Source organism: Microbulbifer maximicatervae (SeqCode) (genome assembly GCF_052467615.1).
Map to the genome: position 1 here is coordinate 4,598,524 of NZ_CP174319.1, position 17,699 is coordinate 4,616,222.

The following is a 17,699-nucleotide window of genomic DNA, read 5'->3' on the forward strand; positions in this document are numbered from 1 at the left end:
CGACAAACCCGCCAAACTATCATCTTATTCTGTGCGACAGAGCTGAATCATATGTCGCTCACCGTCGCAGCCAGGCACCGACAACCGGTGCACCTGCTCGACCTTAATGCCTTTTGGCAGAGCGCTCAACTCATCCTCAGGCAGCTTGCCCTTCATGGCATAAAAACGACCCCTAGGTGCCAACATGTGCTCACTGCCATTGACCATATCTTCGATGGAGGCAAAGGCGCGGGACACCACACCGGCAAAGGGCTGTTCTGGCACAAAGGCTTCTACCCGCTCATTGACTACCGTGATATTGGGCAGGGGCAGGGTGCTGGCGACTTGGAACAGGAAGCGGGTCTTCTTGCCGTTGCTGTCGAGCAGGGTAATGGCGCGCTCCGGATGCACAATTGCCAGAGGAATCCCTGGCAGGCCGCCACCGCTACCCACATCGATCAAAGAGCCTTCGCCACAGAGATTTACCACACTGAGGCTGTCGATAATATGGCGCTCCAGCATCTGCTCCGGGTCGCGTATGGCGGACAGGTTGTAGGCACTGTTCCAGCGGGCAAAAAGCGCCAGGTATTCCAGTAGCTGATCCTGCTGCCGGTCACTGAGTACCACCGACATCTGTGCCGCCGCCTCTAACAGGCGCGGACGAAACTGTTCCATTGAGTGAGAAATGGGTCTATCCCCCAGTAGTCCCGCGAAATTCAAACCCCGCAGGGCCTCGCGGGATACCCTGTGGAAAACCGATTTATACCGCTTTTTTGCGCTTTAGCAGCCCGCGCTTTTTCAACTGGATCAACAGCAGGGATATGGATGCGGGCGTCACGCCCGGTATTCGCGAGGCCCGCGCCAGGGTATCTGGGCGGGTCTCTCCCAGCTTTTGCTTAACCTCATTGGACAGACCAGAAATATCGCTGTAGTCGAAGTCCGCCGGGATCGGGGTATCTTCGTAGGCCTGCAAACGCTCAATTTCCTCGCGCTGGCGATCGATATAACCGGCGTACTTGGCCGAAATTTCCACCTGTTCGGCAACCTGCTCGTCGGTTACCGCTTCCCCTTTGAGGCCCGCCACATCCTGATAGCCCAGTTCCGGACGGCGCAACAGGTCCATCAGGCTATATTCCCGCGCCAATGGCTGCGGCAAATTGGTTTCTACAGAGGCGGCCTGGGGCGTCTTTGGGTGCACCCAGGTATCTTGTAGTCGCTGGGTCTCCCGAGCGATCTCCTCGCGCTTTTCACTGAACGCTGCCCAGCGGGTATCGTCGACCAGGCCCAATTCGCGACCTTTTTCGGTCAGGCGCAGGTCAGCATTGTCCTCACGGAGCAGCAAGCGATATTCCGCGCGGCTGGTAAACATGCGGTAGGGCTCTTTAGTGCCGCTGGTGATCAAATCATCCACAAGCACGCCCAGGTAGGCTTCATCCCGACGCGGGGCCCAGGCTTCGCGCTCCTGGGCCTGTAGGGCGGCATTGGCGCCAGCCAGGAGTCCCTGGGCAGCCGCTTCCTCGTAGCCGGTGGTGCCATTGATCTGGCCGGCAAAGTAGAGCCCCTGGATAAATTTGGTTTGCAGGGACGGCAAAAGGTCGCGCGGGTCGAAGAAATCGTACTCAATTGCATAGCCAGGGCGGGTGATATGCGCCTTTTCAAAGCCTTTGATGGAGTGCACCAGCTCAATCTGTACATCGAAGGGCAGGCTGGTGGAAATACCATTGGGGTACAGCTCGTTGGTGGTCAACCCTTCAGGCTCGATAAACACCTGGTGGCTATCTTTGTCCGCAAAGCGGTGCACCTTGTCTTCGATGGAGGGACAGTAGCGCGGGCCAATCCCTTCAATCACGCCGGAATACATGGGCGAGCGATCGAGCCCCCCCTGGATAATTTCATGGGTGCGGGCATTGGTGTGGGTAATCCAGCAGCAGACCTGGCGCGGGTGCTGATCGCGGCTGCCCAAATAGGACATCACCGGTGTGGGGCTATCTCCCCACTGTTCCTCCAGCTCGCTGAAATCTACCGAGCGGGCATCAATACGGGGAGGGGTGCCAGTTTTGAGGCGATCGACGCGGAAAGGCAGTTCGCGCAGACGATCTGCAAGGGCAATCGAGGGCGGGTCTCCAGCGCGGCCGCCGGCGTGGTTATCCAAGCCGATATGTATACGCCCACCAAGGAAAGTCCCTGCGGTCAGTACTACTGTCTTGGCGCGAAAGCGCACCCCCGCATTGGTGACAACGCCCACAACCCGTTCACCTTCGACAATCAGGTCATCCGCCGCTTGTTGGAAGATCTCCAGGTTTTCCTGTGCTTCCAGGATTGAACGGATAGCGGCGCGATACAGGGCTCTATCGGCCTGGGCACGAGTTGCCCTTACTGCGGGGCCTTTGCGGGCATTGAGGACCCGGAACTGAATTCCGCCCAGGTCTGTTGCCGTTGCCATAGCGCCACCGAGGGCATCGACTTCCTTCACGAGATGACTCTTGCCGATACCGCCGATCGCCGGGTTGCAGGACATTTGTCCAAGGGTCTCGATATTGTGGGTCAGCAGCAGAGTGGAAGCTCCCATACGTGCCGCTGCCAGTGAGGCTTCGGTACCTGCGTGGCCTCCGCCGATCACGATCACATCATAGGTCTTAGGGAATTCCATAGTGGCTGCTACTGGTTACAACTGGGGGCGCACATTTTATAGGCAGTAGGTGTAAGTCAGCAATTGGCTACAAGCATATTCCTGCACTCTAGTTGGTAGACGCTTGTAAAGCTGTAAAAACTGAGACTATCCAGTTCCATGCTATTGGGGCTCTCTCTCCAAGGAAACTTTCTAGAGCTAGCTTTAGAGCAAATTATTTTTTGGCTTTCTTAAGTTTATATAAATGAATAAATGTATTTCTTAGAGAGAGGTTTTTGATTTAGTTGTTTTTATTAGTGTCCGGCAAATCATGTATAAGCAAAAAAAAGTCTTATAAATCAACAGGTTACACTGATGAAAACATGGGCAATAACCCCTTGGCTGAAGGGGGGGCAACCCCGGTAGACGATTGTGGAAAGCCGGGACAACTTTGCGCGCTTCGTGCTGGCGGGAAAGTTATCATCATAGCATTCGTTGCTTACGCAGGTGTTTATCCCCTTTTTTACTCACACCTGGCAATTTCAGGTTTTAGCTTGTGCGTAGAGGGTGACAAGACTTGGGGGTTAATTGTGCGTAAGAGTGAATATTGTATAAGTCTGTGAGTTTTGTTGCTGTATCTATGTGATTTATAGGTGATTGAAGCAAGTGAAAAGATATCCACGGGAAATTCCCGTGGACATGTATAACTCGATCGGCGCCATATCTTATTTTGCAGAGTTTTTTGCCAGATTTTTTCGCGAATCTATTTAATAAGATCGGGAAAAATTGGGGATTTAATTTACCCGCCCTGAAAGTCGGGGTTAAGCCTGTGTAAAAGAAGTGAGAAATATGTTGGGAAGCTGGAAGGAGAGAAGCGGGGGAGGATAAAGTAGCCTCCCCCTTGGGATAACTTGGAAGTTGGGATGGGGCGTTTACTTACCGATACAAAAACTGCCGAAGATCTTGCCGAGTAATTCATCGGCACTGACGGTGCCAGTAATTTCTCCCAGAGCCTGCTGGGCCTGGCGTAAGTCTTCGGCGAGCAGTTCGCCTGCACCGCTAGTGTGAAGTTGCCGCTGGCCCTGATGTATAAAAGCTTGTGCCCGGCCCAGTGCGTCCAGGTGTCGGCGCCTGGCACTGAATGTTCCCTCTCCAGCGCCGCTGAAACCAATACTCTGTTTTAAATGTTCTTTTAACGCATCGAGCCCGGCACCTGTTTTTGCACTGATGGCAATCACTGGCACGCCTTCAGTGTGTGCCTGAAGGCCAGCGCTGTAGTCGGTGAGGTCGATCTTGTTCAGTACTAATGTCAGTTTGTTGAGATCTCTCAGCTTACTGGTAAATTCTGGCCAAACTTGTGTGGGGTCCAGGGAGTGGAGTTGCTCTGCATCCATGACAAGTAATACCCGGTCTGCGCCATGGATTTCCTCCCAGGCGCGTTCGATACCAATTTGTTCGACTCTATCCGGGGCATCCCTTAATCCCGCAGTATCGGCAAACTGGAGCGGCATACCGTCGATATGAATATGTTCACGCAGGATATCCCGAGTGGTACCGGCGATATCGGTGACAATAGCGGCGTCGTGTCCGGCCAGTGTGTTGAGAAGGCTGGATTTCCCTGCATTGGGGCGTCCTGCGATAGCAACTCGCATTCCCTCGCGCATTATTGCGCCCTGGCGCGCCTGGGTTTCCACACCCACCATTTGTGCCAGTAGGGTTTCTATATCAGCTGCCACTTTGCCATCGGCGAGGAAGTCGATTTCCTCTTCGGGGAAATCAATGGCGGCCTCCACGTAGATACGCAGATGGGTAAGGTTTTCCACCAGGTCTTCGATTTTCTCGGAAAACGCGCCTTGCAGTGAGCGCATGGCATTGCGCGCTGCCTGGGCACTGCCGGCGTCGATTAAATCGGCGATCGCTTCGGCCTGAGTTAAATCCATTTTGTCGTTGAGGAAAGCCCGTTCGGAAAATTCTCCGGGGCGGGCTTGTCGAGCGCCCAACTCGATAGCGGCTTGAAGTAACTGATCGAGAATTACCGGACCGCCGTGTCCCTGGAGCTCCACCACATCCTCCCCGGTAAAGGAGTTGGGACCGGGGAAAAAGAGCGCCAATCCCTGGTCGATTAACTGCTCTTTGTGGGTAAAGTTCCGGTAGTGGGCAGAGCGGGGCTGGAGGGATTTTTCCCCGCAGATTTGTTGGGCAATTTGCAGGGCTCTTGTGCCCGACAGTCGGATAACGCCGATACCGCCGCGCCCGGGCGCGGTGGCAACAGCGGCAATAGTGTCGCGATTGAGGCTTTCTTGTGTCATCGGCTGAGTTTACTCGACAGAACGGAAAAGGGCCGCATTTGCGGCCCTTGTTTATTGTGTTGCTGTAGATCGGTACTGGTTAGTACTTACCGGCATCCACCTGTTTGTTGATATACCAGGTTTGCGCAATGGTAATCAGGTTGTTGGCGATCCAGTACAGAACCAGACCCGCTGGGAACCACAGGAAGAACACTGTCATCATCACCGGCATCAGCTGCATGATGCGGGCTTGGGTTGGGTCGGTGGGCGCCGGGTTCAGCTTTTGCATAAACCACATAGACAGGCCCATCAATACCGGCAGGATAAAGTAGGGGTCCTTCGCCGACAGATCGTGAATCCAGAAGATCCAGGGCGCGTGGCGCAGCTCAACGGTTTCGGTGAGCATCCAGTAGAGCGCGATAAATACCGGCATCTGCAACAGGATCGGCAGGCAGCCACCCATCGGATTGATCTTCTCGCGGCGGTAGAGCTTCATCGTCTCTTCCGCCAGCTTTTGCCGGTTATCCTTGTACTGCTCCTGCAGCTTTTTCATCTGCGGCGCAAACTTGCGCATACGCGCCATGGATTTGGTGCCAGCGGCGGACAGAGGCAGAAGCAGCGTCTTGATAAATACGGTGAGCAGGATGATCGCCCAGCCCCAGTTGCTGACAATATGTTCCTGGATAAAGTGCAGGACACCGAACAGCGGTTTGGCGATCCACCAGAGCCAGCCGTAATCTACGGTCAGGTCGAGGCCGGGAGAGATTTCTTCCAGACGGTAGACATCTTTGGGGCCAGCGTAGAAAGAAGCGCTCAGCTCGCCTTGGGTGGCAGCGGGGATTTGCACTTGAGGTGCGGTAAAGCCCATGCGGAAGAGGCCGTTGGATAGCTCCTTCAATTCAAAGGTATTGCGCTCGTCCTGGGGGGGAATCCAGGCACTGATAAAGTAGTGCTGAACCATAGCTACCCAACCACCTTCGATGGTTTCGCGGGTGGGGCTTTCAGCAATCTCCTCGAAGTCCTGCTTGAAGTAGTTCTTTTCGTTGGTGCGGATGGCAGCGCCGAGGAAAGGCGACATACCGAAACCGGTGTCGGTTGCGGGTTCACTGGCATCGCGCTTAATCTGACCAAACATGGCCGCGGACCAGGGTTTGTCACTGGTGTTATCCACCAGGTAGGCCACTTGGATCAGGTAGTCTCCACGCTTGAAGGTGAAGCGCTTGGTTATATTGGCGCCTTCCTGTTGCAGAGTCAGGTCTACTATCAGGGTATCGTCGCCCTCAACCATCGCATATTCGGTTTTTGCCACCTTGAAAACCGGGCGGCCAGCGGCGCTGTCGGTCCCGTTTTTACCGATAAGGCCACTCTGGGCAATATAGGTATGGTTGCGGGTCTGGTTCAACAGGATCAGGGGTTGGTCCGGGGTATCCAACTTCTCTTGCTGTTTGCGCAGCGCCACTTTGACGATATCGCCGCCACGAGGATTGATGAGCAGATCAAAAACGTCGGTGGTGACACTGATCAGCTTGCTCTCAGTACTGCTGCCTTCATCGGATGCGGGCACCTGGGAGCGAAGTTGGGGAACATCACTGTCGCCGGTGCTCGCGGGTGTTTCGGCGGGTATTTGGCTGACAATCTCGCCGCCAGTCTGCACGACGGTTTCGCGGTCGAGTTCAGGAGTGTGTTGCTCTTGAAATGCGTTCCACTGGAAGATAAGTGCCAGGAGAACCGCGAGAATTCCGCCGAGCAGCGTATAGCGTTGCCAATCCATCTTGTTACCTAGAGCGTGTTCTTGTGTCTGGTGGGGGGAACCGGGTCCAATCCACCAGGGTGCCAGGGGTGGCATTTTATAAGGCGGCGCAGAGTTAAATAACCCCCTTTTATCGCTCCATGAGTTTCAATGGCCTCTTCAGAGTACCGGGAGCAGGTGGGGTAGAAGCGACATTGGTTGCCTACCCAGGGGCTGGCCAGGTAGCGGTATACATGGATCAGCTTGATCAGTATCCACTTCATGGTTGGGGTTGCGGCTGTCGAGCCCGCTTGGCCAGTTTACGCCAGAGTTTATTCAGTAGTTTCGCCAACTCGGCCTTATCCAGATCTGCGACCCCAGGGCGCGCGAGCACCACGGCATCCAGCGGCGGCAAATCATATTGCTGCAGACGGAAGGTTTCCCGGGTTATACGCTTGATTTGATTGCGGTCGGAGGCGTTGCGTACATGCTTTTTAGCAATAACGAGGCCGAGACGCGGGTGTTCCAAGGAGTTGGGACGGGCGAGGATCAACAGATGAGGGTGTGCGGCGCGCACCTGGTTTTCATTGAATACCAAGCGATACTGCGCCGCATTAAGCAGGCGCAGCGTCTTGGCAAATCCGAAGCTGCTGCGCACCTGCTGCATAAAGAGATATCTCTAAAAGGGAAGAGATCTTATGCAGACAGTACTTTGCGGCCTTTAGCGCGACGGCGGGCCAGAATCTTACGGCCGTTTTTGGTTGCCATGCGAGCGCGGAAACCGTGAGTGCGCTTGCGCTTCAAGTTGCTTGGTTGAAATGTGCGTTTCATAGTCTTGCTACCTGAGACTTTGTGTTCAAAATTTCTCGGGACCTTTCCCGGCCGCGGCCTGGACTCCGGTCCGGCACAAAGCCGGTGCAGACGGAGCTACGCGCTGCGAAGGCCGCGGATTGTATAGAAAGCCAGCAGCGAAAGCAACGCGCTAATCAGGGAAATTCTTTTTATTGGTGCGCGAGTTTACTGTAATTTTTTACGCCAACTAGACAAGTCGTTGAGTCATCAGGGGTATCTCTGAATGCCCACTGATTGACCCCAAGATACCCACAGCTTTCTGTGGATAACTTTCGAAGGGTTTCCACCTCAACTGTCTAATTGTTGTGCAAATCCTTGATTGTGTGGATCTTTTTGCGCAGTTTTTTCAACAGATGCAGTCTTTCTTGTGGATAACCTAAAGGTGGAAAGGTATACTGCGCCGATCTTATTTGACGGTCCCGGGTGATTTCTAATCCGGCCTTGCCGTCTCTCCTTGGTCTTACCATTTTGGGGTTTTTTGGGGGGTTTCTTGACTGAATCCGTATGGAAGCAGTGCGCGAGCTGTTTACAGGACGAGCTGCCGTCTCAGCAGTTCAATACCTGGATCAGGCCGTTGCGCGTCAATCCCGTTAGTGCGGAGGGCGAGTTGCGCCTGATCGCACCGAACCGCTTTGTGTTGGACTGGGTTGGCAATAAATTCCTGAACCGCATTCGCGAGTTGGTGCAACAGTTTGCACCGGGGCGCCCTCTGCAAGTGGCACTCGAGATTACCGCTCGCCGGCCGGCTCGCTTCCAGCGCAGCCATGTAACAAATAATGCCCCTCCGACACCGGTACCGACACCCGCACCATCGGCGCCAGCTCCGCCACCACCTCCGGTGCAGCCGGCAGTAGTACCGCCACAGGTATCTGTACCACCTGTTGCCACTGCGCCACCTCCGGTGACTTCACCGCTGGGGTCTGGGTTTGGTGCCAGCAGGCCGGTGCCTCATCCCGCGATGGCTGAGGAGGTTACTGCCGAGCAAATGACGACAGGCGAACTGGCCCTGACAGATCTGCGACCACCGGCTATGAATGGTATGGCTCGCCCTGTACCGGAGCAGCCGGCCAGGCAGGTTGAGGTGGAGGGGGCCATCAAGCACGGTAGCTCACTCAATCGCAATTTTACTTTCAAATCCTTTGTTGAAGGTAAGTCCAACCAGCTGGGCCTCGCTGCGGCACAACAGATTTCTGACAATCCGGGCGGCGCCTACAATCCCCTCTTTATATATGGGGGCGTGGGTCTGGGGAAAACTCACTTGATGCACGCGGTTGGCAACGCACTGCTGGAGCGCAACCCCAATGCTAAGGTGGTGTATTTGCACTCCGAGCGCTTTGTTGCAGATATGGTGAAAGCACTACAGCTGAATGCGATCAGCGACTTTAAGCGCTATTACCGGTCTGTTGACGCCCTTTTGATTGATGATATCCAGTTTTTTGCCGGTAAGGAGCGCTCTCAGGAGGAGTTTTTCCATACCTTCAATGCCCTGCTGGAGGGTGGTCAACAGATTATCCTAACCTGTGATCGCTATCCGAAAGAGATCGACGGCTTGGAAGAGCGCTTGAAATCCCGCTTTGGCTGGGGATTAACGGTGGCTGTAGAGCCTCCGGAGCTCGAGACCCGGGTAGCTATTTTGATGAAGAAGGCCGAGCAGGTGGGCGTGGACTTGCCCCACGACTCCGCTTTCTTTATTGCGCAGCGTATTCGCTCCAATGTGCGGGAGCTCGAGGGTGCACTGCGCCGCGTAATTGCCAATTCGCAATTTACCGGCCGCGCTATTGACGATGTCCTTGTGCGCGAAGCACTAAAAGACCTGTTGGCCCTACAGGATCGACTGGTCAGTGTGGATAATATCCAGCGGGTTGTCGCTGAATACTACAAAATTAAGGTGGCGGATTTGCTCTCCAAGCGGCGCAGTCGCTCGGTGGCCCGTCCCCGCCAAGTCGCTATGTCCCTGGCCAAGGAGCTGACCAATCACAGCTTGCCGGAGATCGGCGATGCCTTCGGTGGTCGCGACCACACAACAGTACTGCATGCCTGCCGCAAAATACGTGAGTTGCAGGAGTCCGACGCGGATATTCGCGAGGACGTTAAATTGCTGACACGGTCGCTGACCACTTAATCGAATAACTGACAAAACAAGGCGAAACTACCGATGAAATTCAATGTGAGCCGGGACGCCCTTCTGAAGCCGTTACAACTGGTGGCCGGTGTTGTTGAGAAACGCCAAACACTGCCAGTCCTGGCCAATGTGTTGATGCAGTTACAGGGCCAGGAACTCTCCCTGACCGGTACTGACCTGGAAGTGGAAATTGTCGGCCGTCTCGGTGTAGACGGTGTAGAAATGGAAGGTGAGGTGACCGTTCCCGCACGCAAGCTGCTGGATATCTGTCGCTCTTTGCCCGATGGTGCTGAACTAAAGTTTGAGCGCGATGGCGAGCGCCTGATACTGCGCAGTGGTCGCAGTCGTTTTCAGCTGTCGACTCTGCCCGCAGCGGACTTCCCCAACCAGGAAGAGGCCAGTGCACAGACCCGTTTTGATATCTCCCAGCGCGAGATCCGCCGCCTGATAGAAGCCACCAGTTTTGCTATGGCTCAGCAGGATGTGCGCTATTACCTGAATGGTTTACTGCTAGAGTGTCGCCCGCAGCAGCTGCGCGCGGTTGCTACTGATGGCCACCGCTTGGCGCTTTGCGATCGCGATGCCCCCGGCCTGGATGTCGCCACGCCTATCCAGGCTATTGTGCCGCGCAAAGGCGTACTCGAGCTAGGTCGTTTGCTTGAAGACAGCGATGCACAGGCACAGGTAGTGCTGGGTAACAACCATATTCGTGTGGTTAGTGGTCAGTTTACTTTCACCTCTAAATTGGTAGACGGCAAATTCCCTGACTACGAGCGCGTGTTGCCGCGAGGTGCGGGCAATGTGGTCTATGCGGATCGCCAGGGGTTGCGCCAGGCCTTCTCCCGAGCGGCGATTCTCTCCAACGAGAAATACCGTGGGGTGCGCCTTCAGGTTTCTGAGGGGCTGCTGCAGATTGTTGCCAACAACCCGGAGCAAGAAGAGGCGGAAGAGCAGATGATGGTGGATTACGTGGGTGAGCCAATGGAGATTGGCTTTAACGTTTCCTATCTGCTGGACGTCACTGGTGCTATTCACAGTGACCAGATCCGTATCAGTCTGGCGGATGCCAATAGCAGTGCTCTGCTGCAGCAACCTGAAGAAGGTGATGCTCTGTACGTGATTATGCCTATGCGCCTGTAAGGCAGCCCACCCATTGCTCTTTTCTGAATGGATTGAGGCTACCTCCCCGCTCGGTGGGGTAGCCGATAAACAAAGCGATGCCTGTGCATCGCGCTCTTCACTCTGGGGGAGGTGTCTGTGGCGCTGACCCGTCTTCTCTTATCTAATTTTCGAAATATCTGCTCTGCTGATCTCAAGCTGGGTCCTGGTGTTAATGTGTTTTGTGGTGCGAATGGCAGTGGCAAGACTTCACTGCTAGAGGCGGTACATATGCTGGCAACCGGTCGTTCCTTTCGCTCTCGTCAGCACAAATCGGTTATTCAGCATGATACTGGTGGGCTTACGGTTTTTGCCCAGCTCGATACAGGTCTTAACTTGGGGGTAGAGCGCCTCACAGATGGCTCGGGCCGAATCAGGGTTAACCAGGCTCCAGCGGAATCCAGCTCACAGCTTGCTAGTTGCCTGCCACTTCAATTGATAAACAGTGAAAGTTTTTCCGCACTTGATGGTGGCCCCGGTGTTCGGCGCCGGTTGCTGGATTGGACAGTGTTCCACGTGGAACATTTATTTGCCCAGGAGTGGAAAAATTATCAAATCGCACTGCGGCAGCGAAATGCTCTCCTGCGTCGTGGTAAAATCGATGAGGCCAACATCGGCGTATGGGAAGAGCAGTTGGCCCTTAGTGGCGAGCGTGTAAACGATCTGCGATTAGCTCAGTTTTCTCAATTGCAGACCGCTGTTTCGCAACTTCTCGATGAGTTACCACAGAGCCTATTGAGCCGTGTCGATATGAGTTACCGTCGCGGTTGGCGTAAAGAAGTTGACCTGCGTAGCGCTCTATCTGAATCACGGGAATCAGATGTTTCACAGGGGCATACGCGTATTGGTCCCCATAGGGCAGATATTCGTTTTACCGTAGCCGGTGAGTCGGCCCACAATATCCTATCTCGAGGCCAACAGAAGATGTTGGTGTGTGCAGTGCGCACGGCCATGGCGGAGGTAGTCTGTAGGCAGGGGGATATGCCAGTATTCCTGGTAGATGACTTGCCGGCAGAGTTGGATGACAGTAACCAACAGATTTTTGCGCATTGGGTTGGGCGTTGTGCCAGCCAGGTGCTTGTAACCGGAATTGAGGAGGGCACTACAAGTCGCCCCTGGCGGCAACTAGATGCCCCTTGGAATTGCCCGAAAGTGTTCCACGTGGAACATGGGAAGATCAGTGCCGAAGCTTCGGCCGCACAATAAGTTTAATGGAGCGAATAAATGTCAGAGCAGCAAAGCTATGACTCAAGCAGTATCAAGGTATTAAAAGGCCTGGATGCGGTGCGCAAGCGCCCCGGAATGTATATTGGTGATACCGACGATGGCACCGGTCTGCACCACATGGTATTCGAGGTGGTCGACAACTCCATCGATGAAGCACTGGCCGGCCACTGTGATGAGATCCGTGTAACCATCCATCCGGATGAGTCCATTTCCGTATCGGACAATGGCCGTGGTATCCCGACAGAGATTCACCCGGAAGAGGGGGTTTCTGCAGCAGAAGTGATTATGACCGTCCTTCACGCGGGCGGTAAATTTGATGACAACACCTACAAGGTATCCGGCGGTCTGCACGGGGTAGGGGTATCGGTGGTAAACGCTCTGTCCAAGGAGCTGAAGCTGACTATCCGTCGCGGTGGCAAGATTCACGAGCAGACCTACCACCACGGTGTGCCCCAGGCACCCCTGGAAGTCGTGGGTGACAGCGATACCACCGGCACCACGGTGCACTTCAAACCCTCAGAGGACACCTTCAGCAATATCGAATTCCATTTCGACGTGCTGGCCAAGCGCCTGCGCGAGCTGTCCTTCCTGAACTCCGGTGTGCGTATTGTCTTGAAGGACGAGCGCAGTGGTAAGGAAGAGGTCTATGAATACGAAGGTGGTTTGAGTGCCTTTGTGGAGTTCCTCAACCAGAACAAAACCCCGATTAACAAGGTTCTGCACTTCCAGAGCCAGCGTGAAGACGGCATTGCAGTAGAGGTGGCATTACAGTGGAACGATAGCTTCCAGGAAAGCATCTTCTGCTACACCAACAATATTCCCCAACGCGACGGCGGTACCCACCTGGCGGGCTTTCGTGCAGCCCTAACCCGTGGCCTGAACAGCTATATCGAGCGGGAAGGCCTGGGCAAGAAAGACAAGGTGAACACCACTGGCGATGACGCCAGGGAAGGTCTCACCGCGATTATCTCTGTGAAGGTTCCGGACCCGAAATTCTCCTCCCAGACCAAAGACAAGCTGGTTTCATCCGAAGTGAAACCCGCAGTAGAGCAGGAGATGGGCCACCACTTCACAGACTACCTGATGGAGAACCCACAGGAAGCCAAATCTGTCGTCACCAAGATGATCGACGCGGCCAAAGCCCGTGAGGCGGCCCGCAAGGCCCGCGAAATGACTCGCCGCAAGGGAGCGTTGGATATTGCCGGCCTGCCCGGGAAACTGGCAGACTGCCAGCAAAAAGATCCGGCACTATCTGAAATTTACCTGGTGGAGGGTGACTCTGCCGGTGGTTCTGCCAAGCAGGGACGCGATCGCCGCACCCAGGCGATCCTGCCGTTGAAAGGTAAGATCCTCAATGTGGAAAAAGCGCGCTTCGACAAAATGCTCTCCAGTGCCGAAGTGGGTACCCTGATTACCGCACTGGGCTGTGGCATCGGCAAGAGCGAGTTCAACCCGGACAAACTGCGTTACCACAGCATCATCATCATGACCGATGCTGACGTGGATGGAGCCCATATCCGCACCCTGTTGCTCACCTTCTTCTTCCGTCAGATGCCGGAGCTGATCGAGCGGGGTCACATCTACATCGCCCAGCCGCCGCTGTATAAGATCTCCAAGGGTAAACAGGAACAGTACCTGAAGGATGAGGGCGCTCTAACCCAGTTCCTCACCAACGCCGCCCTGGAAGGCGCCACGCTGTTTGTGAACCCGGACGCCCCAGGGCTTTCTGGTGCCTCCCTGGAGAGCCTGGTAGGCGAATACCGCAGCGTACTGGCGACAATCGACCGCCTGTCGCGTCTGTACCCCGAGGAAGTGCTGCGCAGCATGATCTACCTGCCCAGCTTGTCTCAGGAAGACCTACAGTCCCAGGAGAAAGTCGCAGCTTGGAGTGAGAAGCTCCAGGAGAAACTTGGTGACGAAGAAAGTGGTGGAACCCGTCGTCACGAAGTGACGGTTCAGGAGAACACCGAGCGCGGCCTATTCCTGCCCCATATCCATATCGTGGCTCACGGTGTCGGCAGCGACTACCTGATTAACCATGAGTTCTTCGATTCCGCCGAGTACGCGTCTATCTGCGCTCTGGGTGAGAAAATGGTGGGTCTATTGGAAGAGGGTGCCTTTATCCAGCGCGGCGAGAAGCAGCACCCTGTTGGTACCTTCCCTGAAGTGATGGACTGGCTGATGGGCGAGAGCCGCAGAGGCTACGGTATCCAGCGCTATAAAGGACTGGGAGAAATGAACCCGGAGCAGCTTTGGGAAACCACCATGGACCCAGAGAGCCGCCGTATGCTGCAGGTAACTGTTGAAGATGCTATCGCAGCAGACCAGATCTTTACCACCCTGATGGGCGATCAGGTAGAGCCACGCCGTGACTTTATCGAGACCAACGCCCTGGCGGTGGAAAACCTCGACGTCTAATTGCCATTTTTCCGAAAATCCCACAGTAATTCCCCAAAAGGGGGAATTACTGTGGATATTTTTCCGCTTAAAAATAACTTGCGATAAATACGATCTTTTTTTCTCCCCTATCAAAAGCGTCACGCCGATCCGTACCTGCTCTTCCTTTAAAGCCTGAAATTACTGACAAACAATCAAAGTAAACAGTAAAATTTTTAGTAAATTCTGGCCAAGCAATAATTTTGTTGTATTTTTAAAAAGAAAAAATTATAGGTAACCTTCCTACCTATCTATTTCTACGAAAAAATAAAATTAAACGGACCATAAGGCTTATGGGGAACCTAATCTCTTCTATTCTCGGCAATGCTCGTCGTTTTGTAGCTACTTGTGGTGTGATTGCACTAGCTTTATACGGTTGCACAAGCACGCAGAAATTAGTGAATTCCGAATGGTATGAGATCGAAACCGAGCATTTTCGGATCGTTACCAATGACAACCCCAAGCAAGTTGAAAAACTGGCAATAGACTTAGAACGATTTCGGATTTTTGCAAAACAATATATCAGGTATTCAGCAGATCAACAGAAGTTGACGATATACGCCCTGGATGATCGGCTCAGTTTTAAAGGAGTCAGCGGTAGTGAGTCGTCTAGAACTGTCATTGGACAATTCCATAATACTGCGTATGGGAGTTTTGCATTATTGAACCTAAACGGAAATCGCCTCCTTCCTGACAACCCGGCCCGTCAGACGTTGTTTCATGAATATACGCATTTTTTGACCTACAGCGGAAGCCAGCACCTCTACCCCTACTGGTTTAGTGAAGGTATTGCTGAAGTATTTTCCACAGTAGATTTTGAGGAAAATAAAAAGTACAGCTTTGGAAAAATACCTGTTGATCGAGCGATTAGTCTTACTCGAGCGAGAGAGTTACCACTGGATAAGCTGCTTTCAGCCACTCCTGGTTCACTGAATTTAAGAGATACCGGGGCACTTTATGCCAGTGGATGGATGTTAGCTCACTGGATGATTTTTGATACGGATAGAAATAAAGCCTTAAATGAATATTTGGAGGCTTTCAATACCGGCGATGATCCAATTGCGGGCCTACCTGAAGCTCTGGGAATGACTTTTGAAGAACTCAATGAGCAGTATAAGAAATTGCCGAAAAGCCATTTCAATTATTACGTGGGAGAGCTTTCCGATAATGGTGTTGTTGAGTCCCCCACCGTTAACCTGATGGAAAGTAGTAACGCAGTCGCAGAACTGGCCTACTTTATGGCAATTTCAGAGCAGGGTTCCGAAGCACTAGAGAGATATATTGCCTATGCAGATAAAAAGCAGGCTTCTAGCCCATCGTTAAAGTCCGCACTGGCCATTGCCTTGACAGGTGAAGGAAACTATTCCCGCGCTGAGGAAGTCTTGAACTCTATTCCGGCGCAGTACCAGGGAGAAACCTGGTATCTTGAAGCCCAGGCAAAAAATGATTTATCGGCAGCCTTGGCGGAGGAGGGACACCCCAGTCCCAGAAACATGAAACGTATCCGGGATAAATATGTTCAATTGGTAAATGCCAATGGGGAAGTACCGGCGTACTGGCATGAACTGGCGATCACAATGCAAGTTTTGGGGTATCCCCGCCAGAAGTATACGGAAATGTTGGAGCAGGCGTATTTACGCGCACCGAGAGAAACAGGAATCGCTTGGTGGTATGTGCTGGAGCTTTACCTGGACCGAGATAAAGATCTCTTCGCAAAAGTCTCCCAACCGCTATTCATGCAAATTGCAGAAGAAGGCTCGCGGGCACAGTTGCAGTCGATGCTGGATGAGTTGGAGGAGGAAGAGGGATTGGAGTTCGAGCCTGAGATCAGTGGTTTGGGCCAACTAATGTCAACTTACAGGAAGTACTCAGGAAACAAGGCCCTGGCAATGGCTGTGGACTATCGTGGCGCATTTGTGGCCGGTTTTAACGAAGATGGTGGAAGCACCCAAGCTGAGGCGAGTCAAAGCGCTCTTCAGGCCTGTGAGGAACAGCGAAAGCAGTACCAGATAAGGGATCGCTGTGAACTCTACGCGGAAGGTGAAGCATTGGTGAATTCAACTACGAGGATGTAATTATCCAGTGGGCGTTAGGTAAGGCGCAAAGTAGGCTGTAATAGAACTTGCTTTGCGACAATATTAAGCTTGGTGATGAGAGTGGATGAGCCGATTACCCCATTACCAAGTATCCACTCTGACAATCAGCTCCCAGAAAATTGGGTATTGGTCGGCAAAAATTATGGCCAAAAAGCGTGTAAATCAGTATTGAGTTATCACTAAAGTCACAATACATCCCATCACTTTTAGAAAAATATCAGTCGATGCAGTTAAGCCTTGCCTATTAACTTATCATTCAGGCGGCTAAACAACTCCACGATAAACTCTCTAAAAACCTTAAAACGCATAACATTGCGGTGCTCTGGGTTGGAGACTAGCCACAGTTCATGCAGGCTGGATGGGGCTGCCCCAGGGACCCGAATGACTCCTTCAGCACCATCTGCAAGAAAGCAGGGCAGCCTGGCCAGCCCCAGTCCACTCTTAACTGCCTCTAGCTGTATCAAGCCGTGATTAATCTGGTGCTGATAAGGCATCTGTGGATAGGGCGTGTCTTTGGCCCAATTCAATGTGGCGTCATCGCCACTCCAGCCGAGCCAGTGGCCATCGTCAGGTACAGATTTCTCGATATACTTCGGAGAACCGTAACAGCAACTGGGTAGGTCGGCGAGCTTGCGAGCAACAAGTCGATCCGAAACATCGACGTCGCCTTTGGGGAGAATACGAAGTGCTATGTCGGCTTGGTGACTTTCCAAATCGAGAACGTGGCTAGTAACCAGTAGCTGTACGTTGATCTCTGGATACGTACGTGAGAAGTCATTTAGGTAGGGGATAATTAAGTGCGATGCGACTACATCCGGCATAGTGATGCGAACTTCCCCGGACAGCTGGTTACTCCCCCCCTGTAAATGCTTCTGCGCGGCATTTAGATACTGCTCTGCCGATTGGGCGTAGTCGAGCATCGCCTTGCCATCCTCCGTCAGCTGATAGCCTTTGGAGCTGCGATAAAACAGCTTGGCCTGGAGCTTTTCCTCCAGGGCATCAATACGGCGAGAAACTGTGGAATGGCTGACTTTAAAGTCGTCAGCAACGCTGCGAGCGCTCTTACTCCTGGCTACCGCGATAAAGAACTGGATATCTCCCCAATCAATGGACTCTTTATGCAACACACTGTCCTATTTTGCTGTATTCCGTTGCATATAGTGTCCAGTTAATCTGTCTCCCGTCAATAGCACTCCGTAGAGAA

Annotated in this window: 13 protein-coding genes; 5 read left to right on the forward strand and 8 right to left on the reverse strand. The window is 53.3% G+C overall.

All coding sequences use genetic code 11. From position 1 onward, the window contains the following. Positions 1 to 24: 24 nt before the first annotated feature. The 7 genes from rsmG to rpmH form a co-directional block, all read right to left on the reverse strand. Positions 25 to 654 carry a 16S rRNA (guanine(527)-N(7))-methyltransferase RsmG gene (gene rsmG / locus ACJJIM_RS20280; protein WP_252083956.1) on the reverse strand — a complete coding sequence of 210 codons (630 nt, stop codon included), beginning with the start codon at positions 652 to 654 and terminating at the stop codon, positions 25 to 27. Positions 655 to 739: 85 nt separating this feature from the next. After that, on the reverse strand, positions 740 to 2,629 hold the full coding sequence (mnmG, locus tag ACJJIM_RS20285) for a tRNA uridine-5-carboxymethylaminomethyl(34) synthesis enzyme MnmG (RefSeq protein WP_444911832.1): 1,890 nt from the start codon (positions 2,627 to 2,629) through the stop codon (positions 740 to 742). An 890-nt stretch (positions 2,630 to 3,519) separates the two neighbouring features. Beyond that, positions 3,520 to 4,896: a tRNA uridine-5-carboxymethylaminomethyl(34) synthesis GTPase MnmE gene (gene mnmE, locus ACJJIM_RS20290; protein WP_444911833.1), complete on the reverse strand. Its 1,377-nt coding sequence runs from the start codon at positions 4,894 to 4,896 to the stop codon at positions 3,520 to 3,522. Positions 4,897 to 4,975: 79 nt separating this feature from the next. Continuing rightward, entirely contained in the window at positions 4,976 to 6,646 is a 1,671-nt protein-coding gene (yidC, locus tag ACJJIM_RS20295; protein ID WP_444911834.1) for a membrane protein insertase YidC, read from the reverse strand. 8 nt (positions 6,647 to 6,654) lie between these two features. Beyond that, positions 6,655 to 6,888: a membrane protein insertion efficiency factor YidD gene (yidD, locus tag ACJJIM_RS20300; RefSeq protein ID WP_108735100.1), complete on the reverse strand. Its 234-nt coding sequence runs from the start codon at positions 6,886 to 6,888 to the stop codon at positions 6,655 to 6,657. After that, a complete protein-coding gene (gene rnpA, locus ACJJIM_RS20305; RefSeq protein ID WP_282930565.1) occupies positions 6,885 to 7,271 on the reverse strand; it encodes a ribonuclease P protein component in 387 nt (128 codons plus the stop codon). The genes yidD and rnpA overlap by 4 nt, the downstream gene beginning before the upstream one ends. Before the next feature lie 29 nt (positions 7,272 to 7,300). Continuing rightward, positions 7,301 to 7,435, reverse strand: a complete 135-nt coding sequence (rpmH, locus tag ACJJIM_RS20310; protein ID WP_020413885.1) for a 50S ribosomal protein L34 — start codon at positions 7,433 to 7,435, stop codon at positions 7,301 to 7,303. 511 nt (positions 7,436 to 7,946) lie between these two features. Between rpmH and dnaA the strand changes: the two genes are divergently transcribed. The 5 genes from dnaA (at position 7,947) to ACJJIM_RS20335 (ending at position 16,474) form a co-directional block, all read left to right on the forward strand. Continuing rightward, positions 7,947 to 9,578 carry a chromosomal replication initiator protein DnaA gene (dnaA, locus tag ACJJIM_RS20315; RefSeq protein WP_444911835.1) on the forward strand — a complete coding sequence of 544 codons (1,632 nt, stop codon included), beginning with the start codon at positions 7,947 to 7,949 and terminating at the stop codon, positions 9,576 to 9,578. Between the two features lie 33 nt (positions 9,579 to 9,611). After that, on the forward strand, positions 9,612 to 10,718 hold the full coding sequence (dnaN, locus tag ACJJIM_RS20320) for a DNA polymerase III subunit beta (protein WP_108731194.1): 1,107 nt from the start codon (positions 9,612 to 9,614) through the stop codon (positions 10,716 to 10,718). Between the two features lie 117 nt (positions 10,719 to 10,835). Next, entirely contained in the window at positions 10,836 to 11,942 is a 1,107-nt protein-coding gene (gene recF / locus ACJJIM_RS20325) for a DNA replication/repair protein RecF (RefSeq protein WP_413663878.1), read from the forward strand. Between the two features lie 18 nt (positions 11,943 to 11,960). Continuing rightward, positions 11,961 to 14,381: a DNA topoisomerase (ATP-hydrolyzing) subunit B gene (gene gyrB / locus ACJJIM_RS20330; protein ID WP_444911836.1), complete on the forward strand. Its 2,421-nt coding sequence runs from the start codon at positions 11,961 to 11,963 to the stop codon at positions 14,379 to 14,381. Positions 14,382 to 14,692: 311 nt separating this feature from the next. After that, positions 14,693 to 16,474, forward strand: coding sequence for a hypothetical protein (locus tag ACJJIM_RS20335; protein ID WP_444911837.1), 1,782 nt, complete (start codon positions 14,693 to 14,695; stop codon positions 16,472 to 16,474). 251 nt (positions 16,475 to 16,725) lie between these two features. Here the strand turns inward: ACJJIM_RS20335 and ACJJIM_RS20340 are convergent, their stop codons facing one another. Next, a complete protein-coding gene (locus ACJJIM_RS20340; RefSeq protein WP_444911838.1) occupies positions 16,726 to 17,619 on the reverse strand; it encodes a LysR family transcriptional regulator in 894 nt (297 codons plus the stop codon). Between the last annotated feature and the right edge of the window lie 80 nt (positions 17,620 to 17,699).

Bases quoted from the DNA above. Each gene is read 5' to 3' on its own strand.
- rsmG (WP_252083956.1), bottom strand. From the start codon at position 654: ATGGAACAGTTTCGTCCGCGCCTGTTAGAGGCGGCGGCACAGATGTCG.
- mnmG (WP_444911832.1), bottom strand. From the start codon at position 2,629: ATGGAATTCCCTAAGACCTATGATGTGATCGTGATCGGCGGAGGCCAC.
- mnmE (WP_444911833.1), bottom strand. From the start codon at position 4,896: ATGACACAAGAAAGCCTCAATCGCGACACTATTGCCGCTGTTGCCACC.
- yidC (WP_444911834.1), bottom strand. From the start codon at position 6,646: ATGGATTGGCAACGCTATACGCTGCTCGGCGGAATTCTCGCGGTTCTC.
- yidD (WP_108735100.1), bottom strand. From the start codon at position 6,888: ATGAAGTGGATACTGATCAAGCTGATCCATGTATACCGCTACCTGGCC.
- rnpA (WP_282930565.1), bottom strand. From the start codon at position 7,271: ATGCAGCAGGTGCGCAGCAGCTTCGGATTTGCCAAGACGCTGCGCCTG.
- rpmH (WP_020413885.1), bottom strand. From the start codon at position 7,435: ATGAAACGCACATTTCAACCAAGCAACTTGAAGCGCAAGCGCACTCAC.
- dnaN (WP_108731194.1), top strand. From the start codon at position 9,612: ATGAAATTCAATGTGAGCCGGGACGCCCTTCTGAAGCCGTTACAACTG.
- gyrB (WP_444911836.1), top strand. From the start codon at position 11,961: ATGTCAGAGCAGCAAAGCTATGACTCAAGCAGTATCAAGGTATTAAAA.
- ACJJIM_RS20335 (WP_444911837.1), top strand. From the start codon at position 14,693: ATGGGGAACCTAATCTCTTCTATTCTCGGCAATGCTCGTCGTTTTGTA.